This is a genomic window from Thioclava sp. ES.031 (assembly GCF_002563775.1).
Lineage (GTDB): Bacteria > Pseudomonadota > Alphaproteobacteria > Rhodobacterales > Rhodobacteraceae > Thioclava.
On the sequence record NZ_PDJO01000001.1, the window covers coordinates 2,148,086 to 2,165,984 of the forward strand.

Annotated in this window: 21 protein-coding genes; 15 read left to right on the top strand and 6 right to left on the bottom strand. The window is 64.5% G+C overall.

Annotated features, from left to right (window positions below; translation table 11 throughout):
* The first annotated feature begins 168 nt into the window (after positions 1-168).
* From AXZ77_RS10270 to AXZ77_RS10285, 4 genes are all read left to right on the top strand, one after another.
* On the top strand, positions 169-1,296 hold the full coding sequence (locus AXZ77_RS10270; protein WP_098411078.1) for a bifunctional 2-C-methyl-D-erythritol 4-phosphate cytidylyltransferase/2-C-methyl-D-erythritol 2,4-cyclodiphosphate synthase: 1,128 nt from the start codon (positions 169-171) through the stop codon (positions 1,294-1,296).
* A 4-nt stretch (positions 1,297-1,300) separates the two neighbouring features.
* A complete protein-coding gene (locus AXZ77_RS10275) occupies positions 1,301-1,810 on the top strand; it encodes a phosphatidylglycerophosphatase A (RefSeq protein WP_098411079.1) in 510 nt (169 codons plus the stop codon).
* Positions 1,807-2,280, top strand: a complete 474-nt coding sequence (locus tag AXZ77_RS10280; RefSeq protein WP_098411080.1) for a CinA family protein — start codon at positions 1,807-1,809, stop codon at positions 2,278-2,280. Before AXZ77_RS10275 ends, AXZ77_RS10280 begins: the two co-directional genes overlap by 4 nt.
* Positions 2,281-2,459: 179 nt before the next feature.
* Positions 2,460-3,638 (top strand): ammonium transporter, encoded by a 1,179-nt coding sequence (locus AXZ77_RS10285; protein WP_098412512.1) that lies wholly within the window; start codon positions 2,460-2,462, stop codon positions 3,636-3,638.
* A gap of 77 nt (positions 3,639-3,715) precedes the next feature.
* Here the strand turns inward: AXZ77_RS10285 and AXZ77_RS10290 are convergent, their stop codons facing one another.
* Positions 3,716-4,174, bottom strand: a complete 459-nt coding sequence (locus tag AXZ77_RS10290) for a type II toxin-antitoxin system RatA family toxin (protein ID WP_078520790.1) — start codon at positions 4,172-4,174, stop codon at positions 3,716-3,718.
* An 84-nt stretch (positions 4,175-4,258) separates the two neighbouring features.
* Here AXZ77_RS10290 and hpt point away from each other — a divergent pair, with 84 nt between their 5' ends.
* Together hpt and AXZ77_RS10300 are read left to right on the top strand one after the other, a co-directional pair.
* Entirely contained in the window at positions 4,259-4,807 is a 549-nt protein-coding gene (gene hpt / locus AXZ77_RS10295; protein ID WP_078520791.1) for a hypoxanthine phosphoribosyltransferase, read from the top strand.
* Positions 4,804-4,986 carry a hypothetical protein gene (locus AXZ77_RS10300; RefSeq protein WP_098411081.1) on the top strand — a complete coding sequence of 61 codons (183 nt, stop codon included), beginning with the start codon at positions 4,804-4,806 and terminating at the stop codon, positions 4,984-4,986. Before hpt ends, AXZ77_RS10300 begins: the two co-directional genes overlap by 4 nt.
* A gap of 142 nt (positions 4,987-5,128) precedes the next feature.
* On the opposite strand, the gene AXZ77_RS10305 is transcribed toward AXZ77_RS10300, so the two are convergent.
* The 5 genes from AXZ77_RS10305 to AXZ77_RS10325 all read right to left on the bottom strand — a co-directional run bounded on the left by AXZ77_RS10305 (position 5,129) and on the right by AXZ77_RS10325 (position 9,886).
* The gene (locus tag AXZ77_RS10305; RefSeq protein ID WP_078521040.1) at positions 5,129-6,049 is read right to left on the bottom strand and encodes a branched-chain amino acid ABC transporter permease; all 921 of its coding nucleotides are present in this window, start codon (positions 6,047-6,049) and stop codon (positions 5,129-5,131) included.
* A gap of 94 nt (positions 6,050-6,143) precedes the next feature.
* Positions 6,144-7,040 carry a branched-chain amino acid ABC transporter permease gene (locus tag AXZ77_RS10310; RefSeq protein WP_232621600.1) on the bottom strand — a complete coding sequence of 299 codons (897 nt, stop codon included), beginning with the start codon at positions 7,038-7,040 and terminating at the stop codon, positions 6,144-6,146.
* A 63-nt stretch (positions 7,041-7,103) separates the two neighbouring features.
* Complete coding sequence (locus AXZ77_RS10315) at positions 7,104-7,811, bottom strand: ABC transporter ATP-binding protein (protein WP_218000515.1); 708 nt, start codon at positions 7,809-7,811, stop codon at positions 7,104-7,106.
* An 11-nt stretch (positions 7,812-7,822) separates the two neighbouring features.
* Complete coding sequence (locus tag AXZ77_RS10320; protein ID WP_098411082.1) at positions 7,823-8,596, bottom strand: ABC transporter ATP-binding protein; 774 nt, start codon at positions 8,594-8,596, stop codon at positions 7,823-7,825.
* Positions 8,597-8,668: 72 nt separating this feature from the next.
* The gene (locus AXZ77_RS10325; RefSeq protein WP_098411083.1) at positions 8,669-9,886 is read right to left on the bottom strand and encodes an ABC transporter substrate-binding protein; all 1,218 of its coding nucleotides are present in this window, start codon (positions 9,884-9,886) and stop codon (positions 8,669-8,671) included.
* 373 nt (positions 9,887-10,259) lie between these two features.
* Here AXZ77_RS10325 and AXZ77_RS10330 point away from each other — a divergent pair, with 373 nt between their 5' ends.
* From AXZ77_RS10330 to AXZ77_RS10360, 9 genes are all read left to right on the top strand, one after another.
* Positions 10,260-11,174, top strand: coding sequence for a LysR family transcriptional regulator (locus AXZ77_RS10330; protein ID WP_098411084.1), 915 nt, complete (start codon positions 10,260-10,262; stop codon positions 11,172-11,174).
* Positions 11,175-11,395: 221 nt separating this feature from the next.
* On the top strand, positions 11,396-11,707 hold the full coding sequence (locus AXZ77_RS10335) for a virulence factor (RefSeq protein WP_078520799.1): 312 nt from the start codon (positions 11,396-11,398) through the stop codon (positions 11,705-11,707).
* Between the two features lie 14 nt (positions 11,708-11,721).
* Complete coding sequence (locus AXZ77_RS10340; RefSeq protein ID WP_098411085.1) at positions 11,722-12,615, top strand: 5,10-methylenetetrahydrofolate reductase; 894 nt, start codon at positions 11,722-11,724, stop codon at positions 12,613-12,615.
* Entirely contained in the window at positions 12,612-13,598 is a 987-nt protein-coding gene (locus tag AXZ77_RS10345; protein ID WP_098411086.1) for a methyltetrahydrofolate cobalamin methyltransferase, read from the top strand. The genes AXZ77_RS10340 and AXZ77_RS10345 overlap by 4 nt, the downstream gene beginning before the upstream one ends.
* 374 nt (positions 13,599-13,972) lie before the next feature.
* Positions 13,973-15,463, top strand: coding sequence for a DUF2927 domain-containing protein (locus tag AXZ77_RS10350; RefSeq protein ID WP_098411087.1), 1,491 nt, complete (start codon positions 13,973-13,975; stop codon positions 15,461-15,463).
* 52 nt (positions 15,464-15,515) lie between these two features.
* Positions 15,516-15,683, top strand: coding sequence for a hypothetical protein (locus AXZ77_RS19575; RefSeq protein ID WP_165756950.1), 168 nt, complete (start codon positions 15,516-15,518; stop codon positions 15,681-15,683).
* A 27-nt stretch (positions 15,684-15,710) separates the two neighbouring features.
* Positions 15,711-16,892, top strand: a complete 1,182-nt coding sequence (locus AXZ77_RS10355) for a VWA domain-containing protein (protein WP_098411088.1) — start codon at positions 15,711-15,713, stop codon at positions 16,890-16,892.
* Positions 16,889-17,263, top strand: coding sequence for a hypothetical protein (locus tag AXZ77_RS19580; RefSeq protein WP_176536011.1), 375 nt, complete (start codon positions 16,889-16,891; stop codon positions 17,261-17,263). The genes AXZ77_RS10355 and AXZ77_RS19580 overlap by 4 nt, the downstream gene beginning before the upstream one ends.
* The gene (locus tag AXZ77_RS10360) at positions 17,260-17,880 is read left to right on the top strand and encodes a DedA family protein (RefSeq protein ID WP_078540758.1); all 621 of its coding nucleotides are present in this window, start codon (positions 17,260-17,262) and stop codon (positions 17,878-17,880) included. The genes AXZ77_RS19580 and AXZ77_RS10360 overlap by 4 nt, the downstream gene beginning before the upstream one ends.
* The last annotated feature ends 19 nt before the right edge of the window (positions 17,881-17,899 follow it).

Genomic DNA, 17,899 nt, shown 5'->3' on the forward strand with positions numbered 1-17,899 from the left:
GAATCACAATTGCGTCCACCCCTTTTTAGGTGGGAAAATCAGCACTCGCCTAATTTTTAATCACTTAACTGTGGCCAGTTGTCACATCCCGCAGCGTATCGCGTCCGGCGGCACCGATTGCGCAGAGCCGCGTCTTCGCCTAAGCCCTTGGGCGATCAGGGAGCCGCCATGAGCAACGCCATCATCATCGTCGCCGCCGGGCGTGGCACCCGCGCTGGCGGAGAAACCCCGAAGCAATGGCAGAGCCTCGCGGGGCAGCCGGTGCTGGCCCATACCGTTGCCGCTTTCAAAGGCATCGGGCGGATCGTGGTCGTTCTGCATCCCGAAGACATGACACGCGGCATCGCGCAGTTTCAGGGCGAGGTCGCGCTTTGTGCGGGCGGTGCGAGCCGCGATGCCTCGGTGCGCAATGCGCTGGAAATGCTCGAGGGCTCGGGCGTCGAGAAAGTGCTGATCCATGACGGCGCGCGTCCGCTGGTCAGCCGCGCGGTGATCGATGGCGTGCTCGAGGCGCTCGACAGCGCACAGGCGGCAGCGCCCGCCCTGCCCGTGTCGGATGCGCTCTGGACCGGCGAGAACGGTCAGGTCACCGGCACGCAGGACCGCAGCGGGCTCTACCGCGCGCAGACCCCGCAGGGCTTCGATTTCGACGCGATCCTGAGCGCCCATCGCGCTCATCCGGGCGGGGCTGCCGATGACGTGGAAGTGGCCCGCGCCGCCGGTCTTTCGGTTGCGATCACGCGCGGCTCGGAAGACAATCTGAAGATCACCTACCCGGAGGATTTCGCCCGGGCCGAGAGACTGTTGGGAGACAAGATGGATATCCGTTTGGGCCATGGGTACGACGTGCACGCGTTCGAGCCGGGCGATCATGTGACGCTCTGCGGGGTCGCGGTGCCGCATGACAAGAAGCTCAAGGGTCATTCCGATGCCGATGTGGGCATGCATGCGCTGACCGATGCGATCTATGGCGCGCTGGCCGAGGGCGATATCGGGCGGCATTTCCCGCCATCGGACCCGCAATGGAAAGGCGCCGCGTCGGAGATTTTCCTCGATCACGCGGTGAAACTGGCCGAGACGCGGGGCTTTCGTCTGGGCAATGCCGATGTCACGCTGATCTGCGAGCGCCCCAAGATCGGCCCGCATGCCGCTGAAATGGCGCAGGCTCTGGCCCGCATCATCGGGATCGAGCCGGGCCGGATCTCGGTCAAGGCCACTACCTCGGAGCGTCTGGGTTTCACCGGACGCGAGGAAGGCATCGCCGCCATCGCCACTGCCACATTGATCAAGGAGTAACCCCATGCTGCGCGCCATCAACACGGTCGGATTTGTCGGCTTGCTGAAACCCGCGCCGGGCACCTGGGGCTCGCTGGTCGCGGTGCTGATCGGCTGGGCGATCGAGCATTGGCTGGGCTTCATCCCGCTGGTGATCGCCACCATTGCGGTCACCGCGCTTGGCTTCTGGTCGGTGCGCGCGCAGCTGGGCGACAGCGAAGACGACCCCTCCGAGATCGTGATCGACGAGGTGGCGGGCCAATGGGTGGCGCTCCTATTCCCGGCCTTCGGCTTCTGGCAGCGAGGTCTCTCCACCGGGGTCGATCTACATATGGTCTGGCCCGGCCCGGTCGCGGCGTTCCTGCTGTTTCGGCTGTTCGACATCTGGAAGCCGTGGCTCGTGGGTCGCGCCGATCGCCGCCATGACGCGACGGGCGTGATGCTCGACGACATCTGGGCCGGGGTCTTCGCCGGGATCGTGTCGATCATCCTCGCAGGTCTCTACCACATCGTCTTTCTGGGCATGATGGGATGAGCCGCGCGTCGGACGTTCTCGATGCCTGCAAGGCGCGCGGCCTGATGGTCGCGACCGCTGAGAGCTGCACCGGCGGCATGGTCGCCGCAGCGCTCACCGATATTCCGGGATCCTCGGCGGTGGTGGAGCGCGGCTTCGTCACCTACACCAATGACGCCAAACGCGAGATGCTGGGCGTCAGCGCGGAAAGCCTCGACACCCATGGCGCGGTCTCGGAGCCTGTCGCGCGCGAGATGGCCGAGGGCGCGCTGAGCCACTCCCACGCCCAGATCGCGGTCGCGATCACCGGCATCGCGGGCCCCGGTGGATCGGTGTTCAAACCCGAGGGCCGCGTCTGTTTCGGCCTTGCCCGCGAGGGCACCGAAAGCCGGGTCGAGACGGTCGAATTCGGTGCGCTCGGCCGCGACAAGGTGCGCGAAGCGGCCCGCGATCACGCGCTCGCCCTGCTGTTGTCCGCGGCGCAAGCCTGACTCTTTTTCGCCTACGCATCGGGCATACCCGTCCCGTATCGCTTATTTTTCGCGCAGTTCCAAAAGTGACGCGCGAATAGGCGGGTTTTGCACCAAATGTCTCTTTATTGCGCGCCGTGCTTATGGCCCCTGCCCTCCAGAGGGAATTTCGAGGAGGATTTGTCCAGATGGAAGCGGGGATGAACGCGGCCGATACCGCGTGGATCATGGTGGCGACGGCGCTGGTTTTGCTGATGACGCTGCCGGGGCTGGCGCTGTTTTACGGCGGGCTCGTGCGGGCGCGCAACGTGCTGTCGATCTTCATGCAGTGTTTCTCGATCGCGGCGCTGATGAGCGTGCTGTGGCTGCTGTTCGGCTATTCGATCGCCTTCGGGGACGCCAATGGCTATTGGGGCGGTTTGGGTAAATTCGCGCTGCTGGGCATCACGCCCGATACGCTGTCGGGCTCAATCCCCGAGATCGTCTTCTTCGGCTTCCAGATGACCTTCGCGATCATCACCCCCGCGCTGATCGTCGGCGCCTTCGTGGAGCGGATCAACTACGGCTTCGTGATGGTCTTCACCGGCCTTTGGATGCTGCTGATCTACGCGCCCGTCGCGCATTGGATCTGGGGCGGCGGTATCATGGCTGATGGCGGCATCTGGGGCGCGGTCGGCACCAAGGATTTCGCGGGCGGCATCGTGGTGCACGAAACCGCGGGTCTCGCGGCCCTCGTGCTGGCGCTGATGATCGGCCCGCGCGCCAAGCGCACCACGCCGCCGCATAACCCGGGCATGGTCGCGATGGGCGCAGGGCTCCTGTGGGTCGGCTGGTTCGGCTTCAACGGCGGTTCGGAGCTGGCCGCCGATGGTGTGGCCGGCATGGCGATCACCGTCACCCATATCTCCGCCGCCGCCGCCTCGCTCAGCTGGGCGCTGTGGGAGCGCATCAAGTTCGGCCGCGCCTCGATGGTGGGCCTCGTGACCGGCACGATCGCGGGTCTGGCCTCGATCACCCCGGCCTCGGGCTTCGTGGGTCCGATCGAAGCGCTGGTGATCGGCTTCGCCGCCGGGATCATCTGTCAGGAATTCGTCGTGCTGATCCGCGAGAAGCTGCATGTCGACGACAGCCTCGACGTCTTCGCAGTCCACGGCGTGGGCGGCATCTTCGGCACGATCATGATCGCGGTCTTCGGCCATGGCTCCTTTGTCGCGCAGCTTGGCGCGCTGGCCGTGGTCGGCGTCTTCACCGTCGCGGGCAGCTGGGTTCTGGCGATGCTGGTGCGGCTCGTCTTCCCGCTGCGGGTGAGCGACGAGCACGAGACCAACGGGCTGGACCTGTCCACCCATGGCGAGCGTGCCTATGACATGAACTCCTGATCGCAGGGGTTTGACCCGAAATGGAAAAGGCCGCCCCTGTGGGCGGCCTTTTTCGTGGCACCAGAGGCGAGATGCCCTCAGCCCTTCGGCCCGTACAATTCCTCGGCGCGTTTCTCGAAGGCGCGCACGATCCGCTGCATCGCCTCGTTGAAGACGACCCCGATCACGCCCTGCAGGATCGCGTTCTTGAACTCGAAATCGACATGGAAATCGACCTCGCAGGAGCCGTCGTCGCGATCGCTCATCCGCCAATGGCTGTGCATGTATTTGAACGGCCCGTCGAGATATTCGGTCTCGATGTGATGCTCATCGGGATGCAGCACCACGCGCGAGCCGAACTTCTCGCGGAACACTTTGAACGAGATCACCAGATCGGCCAGCATCAGGATCGAGCCGTCCGGGCGTTCCTCGCGCGAGCGCACGCGGGCTGCCGAATTCCACGGCAGGAATTTCGGATAGCTCCCCACATCGGCCACCAGATCGTAGATCTGTTGCGCGCTATAGGGCATGACCCGGTTCTCGTGATGCTTAGGCATGTCTCTCCCGTTTTCTTGCGCCTCTTGATGCGCTAAAGCTAAGCCCGAGTTCAAGCCCTACAACCCGTTTCGAGGCCCGACATCATGACGCAGCGCCCCTATGTGATCGACCAGATGATTTCGGCCAAGCAGATCGCGGCCCGGGTCGAGGAATTGGCCGCCGAGATCACCCGGACATTCAAGGGCACCGACAAGCTGGTCGTGGTGGGACTCTTGCGCGGCTCTTTCGTGTTCATCGCCGATCTGGTGCGCGAGATCGACCTGCCGGTGGAGGTCGATTTTCTTGAGGCTTCGAGCTACGGCGACGCGATGACCAGCTCGCGCGAGGTGCGCATCCTCAAGGACCTCCGGGCAGGAATCGAGGGTCGCGACGTGCTGGTGGTCGAGGATATCGTCGATACCGGCTTCACCCTGCACCACGTCATGGGGATGCTGCGCGCGCGCAAACCGGGGCGGATCGAATGCTGTGCGCTGCTCGACAAGCCGTCGCGGCGCGAGGTCGATGTGCGCGCGACCTGGACCGGCTTCGAGATCCCCGATGAATTCGTCGTGGGCTACGGCATCGACTTCGCGCAGCGCAATCGCAACCTGCCCTTCATCGGCAAGGTGCGTTTCACCGAGGATGCTTCGTGAATTACACGTGGCTGCTGCGCATGGCGCGGTGGGCACGTCGCCCGCCGTCGATGACGCAGGTGAAGATCGTGGCCATCGTGGCGCTTGCCGTGATCGCGATCGTTGTCATTGAAAAGCTGGGATATTGGCCGGACTGGGCGACGGTGAACCCGCGCGCCCTGCGCGCGCCCAGACCCTGAGCCCCCTCTTCCTCTTGGCGTAAATATCCCGGGGGGTGAGGCGGGAAGGGCGACCTTCCAGTGGAAGGACGCCCCGCCGAACGCCCGACGCGCAAGCGGCGGGCCGTGACGCGCGGGGGCAGAGCCCCCGCCACGCCAGTTTTTACAGCGACGAAATGCGCAGCAGACGCGCGATCTCGCCGACGATGCCGCGGCGGAACAGCAGCACGCAGGCAATGAAGGTGCCGCCGATCACGACCTGCACCCACGAGCCGATGCCCGACAGGAAGTGCTGCAGCGTGACCACGATGAACGCGCCCACGACCGGGCCGAAGATCGTGCCCATGCCGCCCAGAAGCGTCATCAGGATCACCTCGCCCGACATCTGCCAATGCGCGTCGGTCAGCGAGGCGAACTGGAACACCAGCGCCTTGGTCGAGCCCGCAAGACCCGCCAGACCCGCCGACAGCACGAAGGCCAGCAGCTTGAACCGGTCGACGTTATAGCCCAGCGACAGCGCGCGCGGCTCGTTCTCGCGGATCGCCTGCAGCACCTGCCCGAAGGGCGAATGCACGATGCGGTAGATCGCGAGGAAGCCGACGATGAAGACGGCCGCCACGAAGTAATACATCGTGATCGGATCGCTGAGGTTGAAGATGCCCAGCAGGTTGCCGCGCGGGATGCCTTGCAACCCGTCCTCGCCCCCGGTGAAGGGCATTTGCAGCGCGAAGAAATACACGATCTGCGCGAGCGCCAGCGTGATCATCGCGAAGTAGATACCCTGCCGGCGGATCGCGAGCGAGCCCACGACCCAGCCCATCGCAGCCGCTGCGAGCGTGCCCGCGATGATGCCGAGGATCGGCGGGAAGCCCCAGACCTTCAGCACATGACCCGCCACATAGGCCGCGCCCCCGAAGAAGGCGGCATGGCCGAAGCTGAGAAGGCCGGTGAAGCCGATCAGCAGGTTGAAGGCCGCCGCGAACAGCGCAAAGCACAGCAGCTGCATCACGAAGACCGGGTAGAGGAAGAACGGGGCGACTGCGAGGAAGCCCAGCAGCACCACCCAGAACACCGCCTGCACCATGCGGCCGCGCTTATGGGTCTCGGGGCTGACGTCTTCCTGTTCGAATTCGCCGATGTCGCTCGTCGTACTTGTCGTATTGCTCATGTCTTCACCCTCACCCTTGACGTCCGAAGAGGCCCGACGGGCGCACCAGAAGCACGATCACCATCAGCAGGAAGATCACCGTATTCGCGGCGGGCGCGTAGAAGACCTTGGTCACGCCCTCGATCAGCCCCAGAGAGAAGCCGGTAATCACCGCCCCCGCAATCGAGCCCATGCCGCCGATCACGACGACCGCGAAGATCACGATGATCAGGTTCGCGCCCATCAGCGGGCTGACCGAGTAGATCGGCGCCGCCAGCACGCCTGCGAGACCCGCAAGGCCGGTGCCGAAGCCGAAGGTCAGCATCACCATCAGCGGCACGTTGATCCCGAAGGCTTTCACCAGCTCGGGGTTCTCGGTGCCCGCGCGCAGCCGCGCGCCGATCCGGGTCCGCTCGATCACGAACCAGGTCACGAAACAGACCACGATCGAGAAGACGATCACGAAGAGGCGGTATTTCGGGAACATCATGAAGCCGAGATTGGTCACGCCCTTCATGCTCTCGGGCATCCCCGGATAGGGCGTGCCCGACGCGTTGAAGAAGTTGATGAACAGGCCCTGCAGCACCAGCGTGATCCCGAAGGTCAGCAGCAGCGAATAGATCGGGTCGAGCTTGTAGAGCCTGCGCAGCAGGAAGCGCTCGATCAGCATCCCGAAACAGGCCACCAGGATCGGCGCGAGGATCAGCGCCGGCCAGAAGCCGATATGCAGGTCCGCCATGCCGATCCACTGACCGACATAGGAATACAGGATCAGCGCGAGGAACGCGCCAAGCATATAGAGCGCGCCATGCGCGAAATTGACCACGTTCAAGAGGCCGAAGATAACCGCGAGCCCGAGGCTCAGCATCGCGTAGAACACGCCGTTGTTTAGGCCCAGCATCCCCTGGGCAAGAATAAGTCGGATCATCGGATCCATCGGGGTTGTCCTCCCTGTCGGGTCTCGGGCGCCTGAGCCCGGCCCGGTTTCTCGTTACACGCTCAGGTAATGGTTCAGCCGGTCCATCGAGGCTTCGACCTGATCGGCTTCGATCACGTCGATCACCTCGCCATGTTCGATGACGTAATGGCGGTCGGCGAGCGGGGCGGCGAAGCGGAAGTTCTGCTCCACCAGAACGATCGTATAGCCGCGCGATTTCAGGTCGCGGATCACGCGGCCCAGCGTTTTCACGATCACGGGCGCAAGACCCTCGGTGATCTCGTCGAGCAGCAGCAGCCGCGAGCCGGTGCGCAGGATGCGCGCGATGGCCAGCATCTGCTGTTCGCCGCCCGAAAGCCGCGTGCCCATCCGCTTGCGGACATTGGCGAGGTTCGGGAACATCTCGAAGAGTTCCTCCACCGACATGCCGCCCTCGCCCACATTCGGCGGAAGCATCAGGTTTTCCTCGACATTGAGCGAGGCGAAGATGCCACGCTCCTCGGGGCAATAGCCGATCCGCGCATCGGGCGAGATCTTGTGCGTGGGCTTGTTGAGATATTCCTCGCCATTGATCTTGATCGAGCCTTCGCGGCGATCGACCATGCCCATGATCGAGCGCAGCGTGGTCGACCGGCCCGCGCCGTTGCGGCCCAGAAGGGTGATCAGCTGCCCCTCGCCCAATTCGAGATTGATCCCGTGCAGCACGTGGCTTTCGCCATACCATGCATGCAGGTTCTCGATCTTGAGCATCGGTTTGGTCATCGTTTCGGTGCTCATGCGACCTCCTCCTGCTCGTCGGCGGAGACGCCCATATAGGCCTCCATGACAGCCGGGTTCTTCGACACTTCGGAATAGGGCCCTTCGGCCAGCACTTCGCCGCGCGCCAGCACGGTGATCGTGTCGGCCAGTTCGGCCACGACGCCGAGGTTATGCTCCACCATGACGATGGTGCGCCCCTCGCGGACACGGCCGATCAGCTCGGTCACGGCGCCCACGTCCTCGGTGCCCATGCCTTGGGTCGGCTCGTCGAGCAGCATGAGTTCCGGCTCCAGCCCCAGCGTCGTCGCGATCTCCAGCGCGCGTTTGCGCCCGTAGGGCAGTTCCACCGCCTTGAGATGGGCGAACTCCTTCAGCCCCACCTGATCGAGCGCCGCGATGGCTTTCGCGTCGAGATCGTGCAGCACCGATTTGGAGCGCCAGAACTGGTAGCTCACGCCCAGCGAGCGCTGCAGCGCGAGGCGCACGTTCTCCAGCGCCGTCAGGTGCGGGAACACGGCGGAAATCTGGAACGACCGCACGATGCCCATATTGGCGATCTCTGCGGGTTTGCGATTGGTGATATCGCGGTCGTTGAAGAGGATCTTGCCCGATGTGGGCGTGATGAATTTCGTCAGCAGGTTGAACATCGTCGTCTTACCCGCGCCGTTCGGGCCGATGATCGCGTGGATCGCGCCGCGCTTGATGCGCAGGTTCACGTCATTGACGGCCACGAAGCCGCCGAAACTCTTGGTCAGGTTCTTGGCCTCGAGAATGATATCGTCGCTCATGGTCTCGCTTTCGGACTGATACGCAGGCGCAGGGCGGTCGCAATGCCGCCCTGCGCCAAGGGTTTGTTCAGATCACTTGTTGACCAGCTTGCAGCCGCCCGCTTCGAGCGAGGCATAGGCCTCTTTGCCCGGAATGGTGCGCGCAACATCGGCCACGTCCCACGGATCTTCGCCGCCGTCCTTCACCTTGAGCAGATACATGTCATGCTCGAGCAGGCCGTCGGGACGGATCGTGCCGCCCTTGGCGAAGAAGTCGTCGATCTTCATCTTGCCAAGCTGCTCACGCACCTTGTCGGCGTCGTCGGTGCCAGCCGCCTTGATCGCCTCGAGATAGGCCATGGTCAGCGAGTAGTCGGCCGCGTGCACGAAGGTCGGCGCTTCGCCGCCCGAGAACTTCTCGTACTCCGCTTTCCACTTCCGGCTCTCGTCATCCATGTTCCAGTACCAACCGCTCGTGAACTGGAGGCCCTTGGCGACGTCGGTGCCGAGCGACTTCACGTCCGAGATCAGCACGAGCATACCAGCGAGCTGCTGGCCGCCTGCGACGATGCCGAATTCATGCGCCTGCTTGATGGCGTTGACGGTGTCCTGACCCGCATTCGCGAGACCGATCACCTTCGCGCCCGAGCTTTGCGCCTGCAGCAGGTAGGAGGAGAAGTCGGTGGTTGCCAGCGGCACGTCCGAGCTGCCCACGACCGAGCCGCCCAGATCTTCCACGACCGAGGACGTGTTGTCCTGCAGCGCGTGACCGAAGGCGTAGTCGGCGGTGATGAAGTACCAGCTGTCGCCGCCATTCTTCACGACGGCCGTTGCGGTGCCGACCGGCAGCGCGTGGGTGTCGTAGCCGTAGTGGATACCGTATTTCGAGCAGTTCTCGCCGGTCAGGGCCGCGGTGGCAGCGCCGGTGGCGAAGGTGATGGTCTTCTTCTCGGAGGCGAGCTGCTGCACGGCAAGCGCCACGGCCGAGTTGGTCAGGTCGGCGATCATGTCGACATGTTCCTGGTCGATCCACTCGCGAGCGGTGGCCGAACCGACATCCGCCTTGTTCTGGTGGTCAGCCGAGATCACTTCGATCGGCTTGCCGAGAACTTCGCCGCCGAAGTCGCGCACGGCCATCTTGACCGCGTCGACAGCGCCCTTGCCCGAGAAACCGGTCGAATAGACGCCGGACATATCGCCCAGCACACCGATTTTCACGGAGCCGTTCGAGATCGCGTCCTGCGCCATCGCGCCGCCTGCGGCCAAGCTCAGCGCTGCGGCGCTCACACCTGCGTAAATAGCTGATTTCATCAACATTCCTCCCATTGGTTGATAGATTTGGCTCCCCGGCGCGCGGCGCCATGAGAGCACACCGACGGGACGCCTGTTCGGTCCCTGCCGGAATAAGATCTTGTGTTTCTCCTCGTGCGGCCGTCCCTGCTCCTCAACGCGGCCGCCAGTGAATTCAGCGTGGAAACGGACGGACATTCAAGTGCTTGCGCCGCCGCGGTTCCCGTTGGCTGGATAAACTACCCGTCAGTGCACGCACCTTAGGCAGAAACCAGCCATGTGCAAAAGGCTAGGTGGGAAAATGCACGCGACCATGCCACGTATTGCCAAACGCATGTGCGAAAATGCCCATATCTCCCGTTTTTCCGACGCGAGAGCGCAAAAAGGACCGTCAATGAGCTTCGATTGGGACGATCTTCGATTCTTTCTCTCGGTGGCCCGGGCCGGTCGCCTGACCGTCGCCGCCCGCGCGATGGGCACCGATCATGCCACGGTATCACGCCGGGTCAAATCTCTGGAGACCCAGCTTGGCGCGCAATTGTTCGAGCGCAGCCCGCGCGGCTATGCGCTCTCGGAACATGGCGAGCGGCTTCTGGCGAAGGCCGAGCAGATCGAGAATGTCGCAGCCCGCGTGCAGGACGAATTGTCGGGCACGCTCTATGCGCTGTCCGGCACGGTGCGGATCGGCGCGCCCGATGCGTTCGGGGCGTTCTTCCTCGCGCCGCGTCTGGCGGAATTCATCAAGGCCAATCCCGAACTGGAGGCGCAGCTGGTCGCCACGCCGCGCCTCTTCTCGTTGTCCAAGCGCGAGGCCGATATCGCGATCACCCTGTCGCGGCCCGAAAAGGGGCGGCTCGTGTCACGCAAGCTGACCGAATACACGCTGCATTTCTACGCCTCCCCCGATTATCTCGCGCGCAATCCGGGGATCAGCCGCAAGGAGGATCTGCTGAAGCACCCGCTGGTCGGCTATATCCCCGAGCTGATCTACACGCCGGAACTCGACTACCTCTCGGTCACGCTGGGCGATCACACGCCGCGCCTGTCCTCGACCAACCTCTTCGCGCATAAGCATGTCGCCGAGGCCGGACGCGGGATCGCGGTGCTGCCCGATTTCCTCGCCCGCCATTCGACCAAGCTGGTCCCGATCCTGCCCGACGAGATCGAGATCCGCCGCACCTTCTGGCTGGTGACCCATGAAGACCTGCACGAGATCGCCCGCGTCCGTGCCGCAATGCGCTTCATCGCCGAGGAGGTCGCGAAGAACCGCGCAGAGTTCCTGCCACAGGTTACCGCACCCTCCGATTGAACGGGGCCGATTGACGCCACTGATTGAGTCTGGCCGCTTGAGCGACGCTCATGATCTTGGCGCGGATTATTCCGATGCGCAGAGGTGGCCCAGCCCCCTGCCCGGCTGCTATCACCTGCCCCACAGTCACCGTCACGTCGCTCAGCCGCGACGGAATGTCGAAAATCCACCGCGCCCGGCGTCGCATTCGGGCAATTCTGTCACCACGAGGAGAGATTCGCATGGCACAGATCACCTTGGTCTATTGGCGCGACATCCCGGCCCAGATCATTGCGGGCAAGGGACGGCGTGGCGTCAAGAAACCGCTGCCCGAACGGTTCGAGCAGGCGATCGACCGCGCGGCCATGAAGATCGGCGCCCGCGACAGCGACGCCTATCTGGCCGAGTGGCGCAAGGTGGCTTCGGGTGAAGAGCCCGGCGACGATGCCGAGGCGGCCGAGGCCGTGCTGGCGCGTATTCTCTCTGACTATGACGACGCGCGGTTGCGTGCGTTGATTGCCAATGACGGCTGGAACACCCAGCCCGACGCGTAAGGGAGAATAGGCGCATGGCTCTTGTGAATTTCCGCCGCGAGGCCAAGACCCCGGCCCGTCCGCCGGTCAACGGCAAGATGACGGCTCTGCTGGAGGGCGCCTCGGTCGAGGTGATGCCCCGCACCGCCGCCAAGGTGGAAAGCTTCGCGCCTTTGTTCGCGAAGGGCTCCCGCGTCTATATCGCCCATATCGACGGCACCCCGATCGAGGAGATGCTCGCCACCGCCAAGCGTCTGCGCGAAGAGGGTTTCGAGCCGATGCCGCACTTCCCCGCGCGCATCATCCGCGACGAGGCGCAGCTCAACGACTGGGTCGCGCGCTACCGTGGCGAGGCAGGCGTCGAGCAGGCGCTGCTGCTGGGTGGCGGCGTGGCCGAGCCGAAAGGCGACTTCCACTGCGCGATGCAGATGATCGAAACCGGCGCGTTCGACGGCTTCGCCCGTCTCCATGTCGCCGGCCACCCCGAGGGCAACCGCGACATCGACCCCAATGGCGGCGAGGCCGAGGTGATGGCGGCGCTGAAGCTGAAGCAGGATTTCGCGAACCGCACCGATGCGGATATGGCGATCGCCACGCAATTCGCCTTCGAGGCCGGTCCGATCCGCGACTGGGCCGCGCGTCTGGAAGCCAACGGCATCGAAATGCCGGTCCATCTGGGCATCGCAGGCCCCGCGAAGCTGCAGACGCTCCTGAAATTCGCCATCGCCTGCGGCGTCGGCCCCTCGCTGAAAGTGCTGCAAAAGCGCGCCCGCGACGTGACCAAGCTGCTCATGCCCTTCGAGCCGACCGAATTGCTGGCCGATCTGGCTGCCGATTGCCCGTCGAATATCGAAGCCGTGCATTTCTTCCCGCTGGGCGGTATCACCGCCACAGCCAATTGGATCGCCGAACAGAGAGGCCATGAATGACCCGCACCGTCCTTGAGTCCAAAACCAAAACCGTCGTGATCGGCTTTGACGAGCCCTTCTGCGTCATCGGTGAGCGGATCAATCCCACCGGCCGCAAGAAGCTGGCCGCCGAGCTGGAGCAAGGCGATTTCTCGACCGTCGAGAAAGACGCGCTCGAGCAGGTCGCCTGCGGCGCCACGGTTCTGGACATCAACTCGGGTGCGGTGTTCTCGAACAAGATGGCCGAAGACCCGCGCTATGCGGATAACAACTTCGTCGAACCCTCGCTGATGCGCGACCTGATCAACTGCGTGCAGGGCGTGATCGACGTGCCGCTGTGCATCGACAGCTCGGTTCCGGCGGCTCTCGAGGCGGGTCTCGAAGCTGCCGAAGGCCGCCCGCTTCTGAACTCCGTCACCGGCGAGGAAGAGCGTCTGGAACTGGTTCTGCCGCTGGTGAAGAAATACAACGTGCCGGTCGTCGCGATCTCGAACGACGACACCGGGATTTCCGAAGACCCGGACGTGCGTTTCGCCGTGGCCAAGAAGATCGTCGAGCGCGCCGCCGATTTCGGCATCCCCGCGCATGACATCGTCGTCGATCCGCTGGTGATGCCGGTGGGCGCGATGGCCTCCGCGGGCCGTCAGGTCTTCACGCTGGTCAACCGCCTGCGCGACGAGCTGGGCGTGAACACCACCTGCGGCGCGTCGAACATCTCCTTCGGCCTGCCGAACCGCCACGGGATCAACGGGGCCTACCTGCCGATGGCGATCGGCGCGGGCATGACCTCGGCGATCATGAACCCCGTGCGCAATCAGGAGATGGAGGCGATCCGCGCCGCCAACCTGCTGATGAACCACGACCCGAACGGGATGGAGTGGATCCGCCTGTCGAAGACGCTCGACGCGATGAAAGAATCCGGCATCAGCTTCGCCGAAGCCTCTGCCGCAGCGGCCACCTCGTCGGCCGGTGGGCGTCGTGGCGGGCGCCGTCGCCGCGCCTGATCCGACCCACGAAGACAGTCGAACGCCCGGGGCTTGCTCCGGGCGTTTCGCATTTTGCGCATCGCGTTTCTTCCAGCCCGGAGTCGCGGCCCTTTCAGCGGAGATTGTTGCGCAAACAGCCACAAAACGTCCGTAGATCCGCGACAATGGCGATGATCACGGCGCGATTCGCGGATCCGTGATCAATCCGAGCCCCTGCGCAAAGAAACCCTCTCGTTCAGCGATTTGCGGCCTCAGCTGCGCAGCTGACCGGCGGGATGTCGCCGCTTCAGGGCGCGCAGGCTCAAAATTCCAATTATAAGGCAAAGATTTACTGGTCGGACTTAAACCCGTATGTGTACCTTTGCGGCAACGAACAGGGATCACACGCTGCCATGCGCTTAGCATTCAAACCGCTCAGCGCGGCCGCTCCGGCGCCGACGCGCCTCGGGACGGCACCGCGCTCAGGCCTGCTGAAAGGCGCGTCCGCCGGACGTGTTGCGGCACGGGCGGGCACGCTTGCCGCGCTGACGATCGCGGGCGCCCTCGCCGCCTGCTCGACCAACGGCCCCGAAGTGACGACGGCCCGCGGCACGGCCCAGCTTCTCGACCTGTCCGCGCCCGATCTGGCGCCGGGGCTGAAAAACGCCCCTCCGTCTGAGCGGCTGCCCGATAACAGCCATCTGGGCGCCGACTTCATGGAGCTCAGCTTCTTCCTCGAATCCGGTCGCGCCCTGCCGCGTTTCACCCGGTTCGAAGGCCCGGTCTCGATCACGCTGGCGGGCAACGCGCCGCCCGTGGCGCAGACCGAGCTTGGTCATCTGGTCCACCGACTGCAGCGCGAGGCGGGGCTGAACGTCTCGACCGAGCTGGGCAATGCCAACACGATCTCCGTGCAATTCGTACCCAAACGACAGATGCGCCGCGAGGTTCCCAATGTCGCCTGTTTCGTGGTGCCCAATGTCGAAAGCTGGACGGATTACCGCAACTCGCATGCCGATGAGGCCAGCGATTGGGCCAAGCTGACGCAGCGCCAATCCGCCACCGTGTTCATCCCCGCCGACTCCACCCCGCAGGAAATCCGCGATTGCCTGCATGAGGAGGTGAGCCAGGCGCTCGGGCCGGTGAACGATCTCTACCGCTTGCCCGATACGGTCTGGAACGACGACAATTTCCACACCGTGCTGACCAAGTTCGACATGACGATCCTGCGCGCCTATTACGATCCGGCGCTGCATACCGGCATGAGCCCCGCCGAAGTGCGCGCGGCCCTGCCCGCGATCCTGTCGAAGATCCACCCCTCGGGCGGTTCGATGCACGCCCTGCCCGCCGATCCGACGCCGCGCGCCTATGTCAAAGCGATCACCACCGCGCTCGGCCACGGGGCGAGCGACAAGCGCCGCCGCGCCGCCGCGGAACGCGCCACGAAGATCGCGACGAGCCGCGGCTGGCATGATAGCCGCGCGGCCTTCGCGTGGTTCGCGGTCGGGCGGCTGACGATGAAGACCGATCCCGAGAAAGCGGTCGCCGCCTACAAGAAAGCGGGCCGGATCTATCGCGCGACACCGGGCGCGGAAATTCAGGCCGCCCATATCGATATGCAGCTGGCGGCCTATGCGCTTGGCACGGGCCGCGCGCAGGAGGCTGTGACGCTGGTGAACCGCGCGCTGGCCTCGGACGTGTCGACCGAGAACGCCTCGCTGATGGCCACGCTCTACATGATCCGCGCCGAAGCCTATGGGCAACTGGGTGACGCTGCGCAGGAACATCAGGCCCGTCTCGACATGCAGCAATGGGCGCGCTATGGCTTTGGCTCTGACGCGGCGGTGAAACGCCGCGCGGATGAGGTGGCGGCCCTCGCCAATGCGGGCGCTCGCGTGAACTGACCGCAAAAGGCGGACCGGGCGCGCCCGGACCAAGACCGTAAGGGGGCGCAGCATGTATGTTCTGGCAGGGGTCGTGATCGGGCTGATCTGGGGCGACTGGAAGGCCCGCAAACGCGGCGGCAACAAGCTCGACCGGGCGCAATATGCCGCCGTCCATGCGATCGGGCTGGCGCTGGTGGGCCTCTTCGTCACCGTGATCATCAACCGCATCTGGGCGTGACTGTCTGGGCGTGATTAGGGGGAGGCGATGTTCCTGCCATTCTTCGATGCTCTGCGGCGCGGCGGTGTCCCCGTCTCCTTACGCGAATATCTGAGCTTCCTCGAAGGGCTGGCCGCGGGGCTTTGCACCTACGATATCGACGGCTTCTACTATTTCGCCCGCGCCGCGATGGTGAAGGACGAACGCTTCCTCGACCGGTTCGACCGGGCGTTTTCCGAAGCCTTCTCGGGGCTGGAGGCGATCACGCCGGACGATGTGCTCAATGCCGTCGATCTGCCCGAGGAATGGCTGCGCAAACAGCTGGAGAAACATCTCACCGAGGAAGAAAAAGCACAGATCGAGGCGCTTGGCGGGTTCGACAACCTGATGGAGACGCTGAAAAAGCGGCTCGAGGAGCAGAAAGGCCGCCATCAGGGCGGCAATAAATGGATCGGAACGGGGGGCACCTCGCCCTTCGGCGCTTACGGCTACAACCCCGAAGGCGTCCGCATCGGCCAGAAGGAAAGCCGCCACCAGCGCGCGGTGAAGGTCTGGGACAAGCGCGAGTTTCGCGATTTCGACGACACGGTGGAACTGGGCACCCGCAACATCAAGGTGGCGCTGAAACGCCTGCGCCAATGGGCGCGGCATGGCGCGAACGAGGAACTGGACCTGCCCGGCACGATCCGCGCCTCGGCCGAAGCGGGCTATATCGACGTCAAAACCCGGCCCGAGCGGCACAACGCGGTGAAGGTGGTTCTCTTCCTCGATGTCGGCGGCTCGATGGACGCCCATGTGCAGCTGGTGGAGGAGCTATTCTCCGCGGCCAAGTCCGAGTTCAAGCATCTCGAGCACTGGTATTTCCACAATTGCCTCTACGAGGGCGTCTGGAAATCGAACAAGCGCCGCTGGAACGAGGCGACGCCGACATGGGACGTGCTCCATCGCTATGGCCCCGATTACAAATGCATTTTCGTGGGCGACGCGTCGATGTCCCCCTATGAGATCACCCATCGCGGCGGCGCGAACGAGCATTGGAACGACGAGGCGGGCCATGTCTGGCTCACCCGTGCGCGCGAGCAATGGCCCGATCACACATGGCTCAACCCGATTCCCGAACGCGGCTGGGGCTACACGCAGTCGATCCAGATCATTCGCGAGATCTTCGAAGGTCGGATGCATCCGCTGACCCTCGAAGGGATCACCGCGGCAATGAAGGAGCTCGGATGAACCGGCTGCGCTACCTTTGGGGGCATCACAAGATCGCCTCGCTGGGCTTCGTCCTCGCGGTCGCGCTGTCGCTGTTCTTCGGCGCAAGGTTCGTCTCGCGCGCGATCTACTGGTCCGACCCAGCCCATCTGCATCAAAGCCCCGAGGAATGGATGACGCCGGGCTATATCGCGCGCAGCTGGCATCTGGAGATCGAGGAGGTCGACGCGATCCTCGGCATCGAGGACGGGCACACTTTGGTCGGCAACGGACGCCCAACGCTGGAACGTATCGCAAAGGCCAAGGGCGAGCCGCTGCAGGACCTGATCCGCAAACTCTCGCTCGGCCTGCCCAAGACCATCGCCGACAAAGAGGCGCAGCCACAGCAATGAGCTTCTCCGACCTCTCAGATTGGCTACTCGCGCAGGTGCCGCTCTACGGGCCGTGGCTGCTGGGTCTCACGACCTTCCTGAGCTGCCTTGCGATCCCGGCCCCCTCCTCGCTGATGATGATCGCGAGCGGCGCCTTCGTGGCCTCGGGCGATCTGGACCTCGCGACCGTCGGCGGCGCGGCCTTCACCGGCGCGGTGATCGGCGATCAGGTGGGCTTCCAGCTGGGCCGCCGGGCCGAGCGCTTCCTGCCCCATCCCGACACCAAACGCGGCGCGCTGGTCGCGAAAGCGATGGCAGCCCTGCGCAAACGCGGCGCGGTCACCGTCTTCTTCACCCGCTGGATGTTCTCCGCGCTCGGGCCTTGGGTGAATCTCGCAGCCGGCGCCTCGGGCTTCGCGCATAGGCGCTTCACTCTGGCCGATCTCGCGGGCGAAGCGGTCTGGGTCACGACCTATGTGGGCCTCGGCATCACCTTCGGAGCCAATCTGGACGCCGCGGCCGAGCTTGCGGGCAACGCGCTGGGGCTGCTGGGCGCGGGTGCTGCCGCCTTCGCCTTCGGCTGGTGGCTGTGGCACGCGGCCAAGCGCGCCCCGAAAGCCCCTCAATCCGACGCTTGATCACGGGCCCGCGAGCCGC

Excerpts from the sequence above, each read along its gene's own strand:
- AXZ77_RS10270 (WP_098411078.1), top strand. The coding sequence starts at position 169 with ATGAGCAACGCCATCATCATCGTCGCCGCCGGGCGTGGCACCCGCGCT.
- AXZ77_RS10275 (WP_098411079.1), top strand. The coding sequence starts at position 1,301 with ATGCTGCGCGCCATCAACACGGTCGGATTTGTCGGCTTGCTGAAACCC.
- AXZ77_RS10280 (WP_098411080.1), top strand. The coding sequence starts at position 1,807 with ATGAGCCGCGCGTCGGACGTTCTCGATGCCTGCAAGGCGCGCGGCCTG.
- AXZ77_RS10285 (WP_098412512.1), top strand. The coding sequence starts at position 2,460 with ATGAACGCGGCCGATACCGCGTGGATCATGGTGGCGACGGCGCTGGTT.
- AXZ77_RS10290 (WP_078520790.1), bottom strand. The coding sequence starts at position 4,174 with ATGCCTAAGCATCACGAGAACCGGGTCATGCCCTATAGCGCGCAACAG.
- hpt (WP_078520791.1), top strand. The coding sequence starts at position 4,259 with ATGACGCAGCGCCCCTATGTGATCGACCAGATGATTTCGGCCAAGCAG.
- AXZ77_RS10305 (WP_078521040.1), bottom strand. The coding sequence starts at position 6,049 with ATGGTGCAGGCGGTGTTCTGGGTGGTGCTGCTGGGCTTCCTCGCAGTC.
- AXZ77_RS10310 (WP_232621600.1), bottom strand. The coding sequence starts at position 7,040 with ATGATCCGACTTATTCTTGCCCAGGGGATGCTGGGCCTAAACAACGGC.
- AXZ77_RS10315 (WP_218000515.1), bottom strand. The coding sequence starts at position 7,811 with ATGACCAAACCGATGCTCAAGATCGAGAACCTGCATGCATGGTATGGC.
- AXZ77_RS10320 (WP_098411082.1), bottom strand. The coding sequence starts at position 8,596 with ATGAGCGACGATATCATTCTCGAGGCCAAGAACCTGACCAAGAGTTTC.
- AXZ77_RS10325 (WP_098411083.1), bottom strand. The coding sequence starts at position 9,886 with ATGAAATCAGCTATTTACGCAGGTGTGAGCGCCGCAGCGCTGAGCTTG.
- AXZ77_RS10330 (WP_098411084.1), top strand. The coding sequence starts at position 10,260 with ATGAGCTTCGATTGGGACGATCTTCGATTCTTTCTCTCGGTGGCCCGG.
- AXZ77_RS10335 (WP_078520799.1), top strand. The coding sequence starts at position 11,396 with ATGGCACAGATCACCTTGGTCTATTGGCGCGACATCCCGGCCCAGATC.
- AXZ77_RS10340 (WP_098411085.1), top strand. The coding sequence starts at position 11,722 with ATGGCTCTTGTGAATTTCCGCCGCGAGGCCAAGACCCCGGCCCGTCCG.
- AXZ77_RS10345 (WP_098411086.1), top strand. The coding sequence starts at position 12,612 with ATGACCCGCACCGTCCTTGAGTCCAAAACCAAAACCGTCGTGATCGGC.
- AXZ77_RS10350 (WP_098411087.1), top strand. The coding sequence starts at position 13,973 with ATGCGCTTAGCATTCAAACCGCTCAGCGCGGCCGCTCCGGCGCCGACG.
- AXZ77_RS19575 (WP_165756950.1), top strand. The coding sequence starts at position 15,516 with ATGTATGTTCTGGCAGGGGTCGTGATCGGGCTGATCTGGGGCGACTGG.
- AXZ77_RS10355 (WP_098411088.1), top strand. The coding sequence starts at position 15,711 with ATGTTCCTGCCATTCTTCGATGCTCTGCGGCGCGGCGGTGTCCCCGTC.
- AXZ77_RS19580 (WP_176536011.1), top strand. The coding sequence starts at position 16,889 with ATGAACCGGCTGCGCTACCTTTGGGGGCATCACAAGATCGCCTCGCTG.
- AXZ77_RS10360 (WP_078540758.1), top strand. The coding sequence starts at position 17,260 with ATGAGCTTCTCCGACCTCTCAGATTGGCTACTCGCGCAGGTGCCGCTC.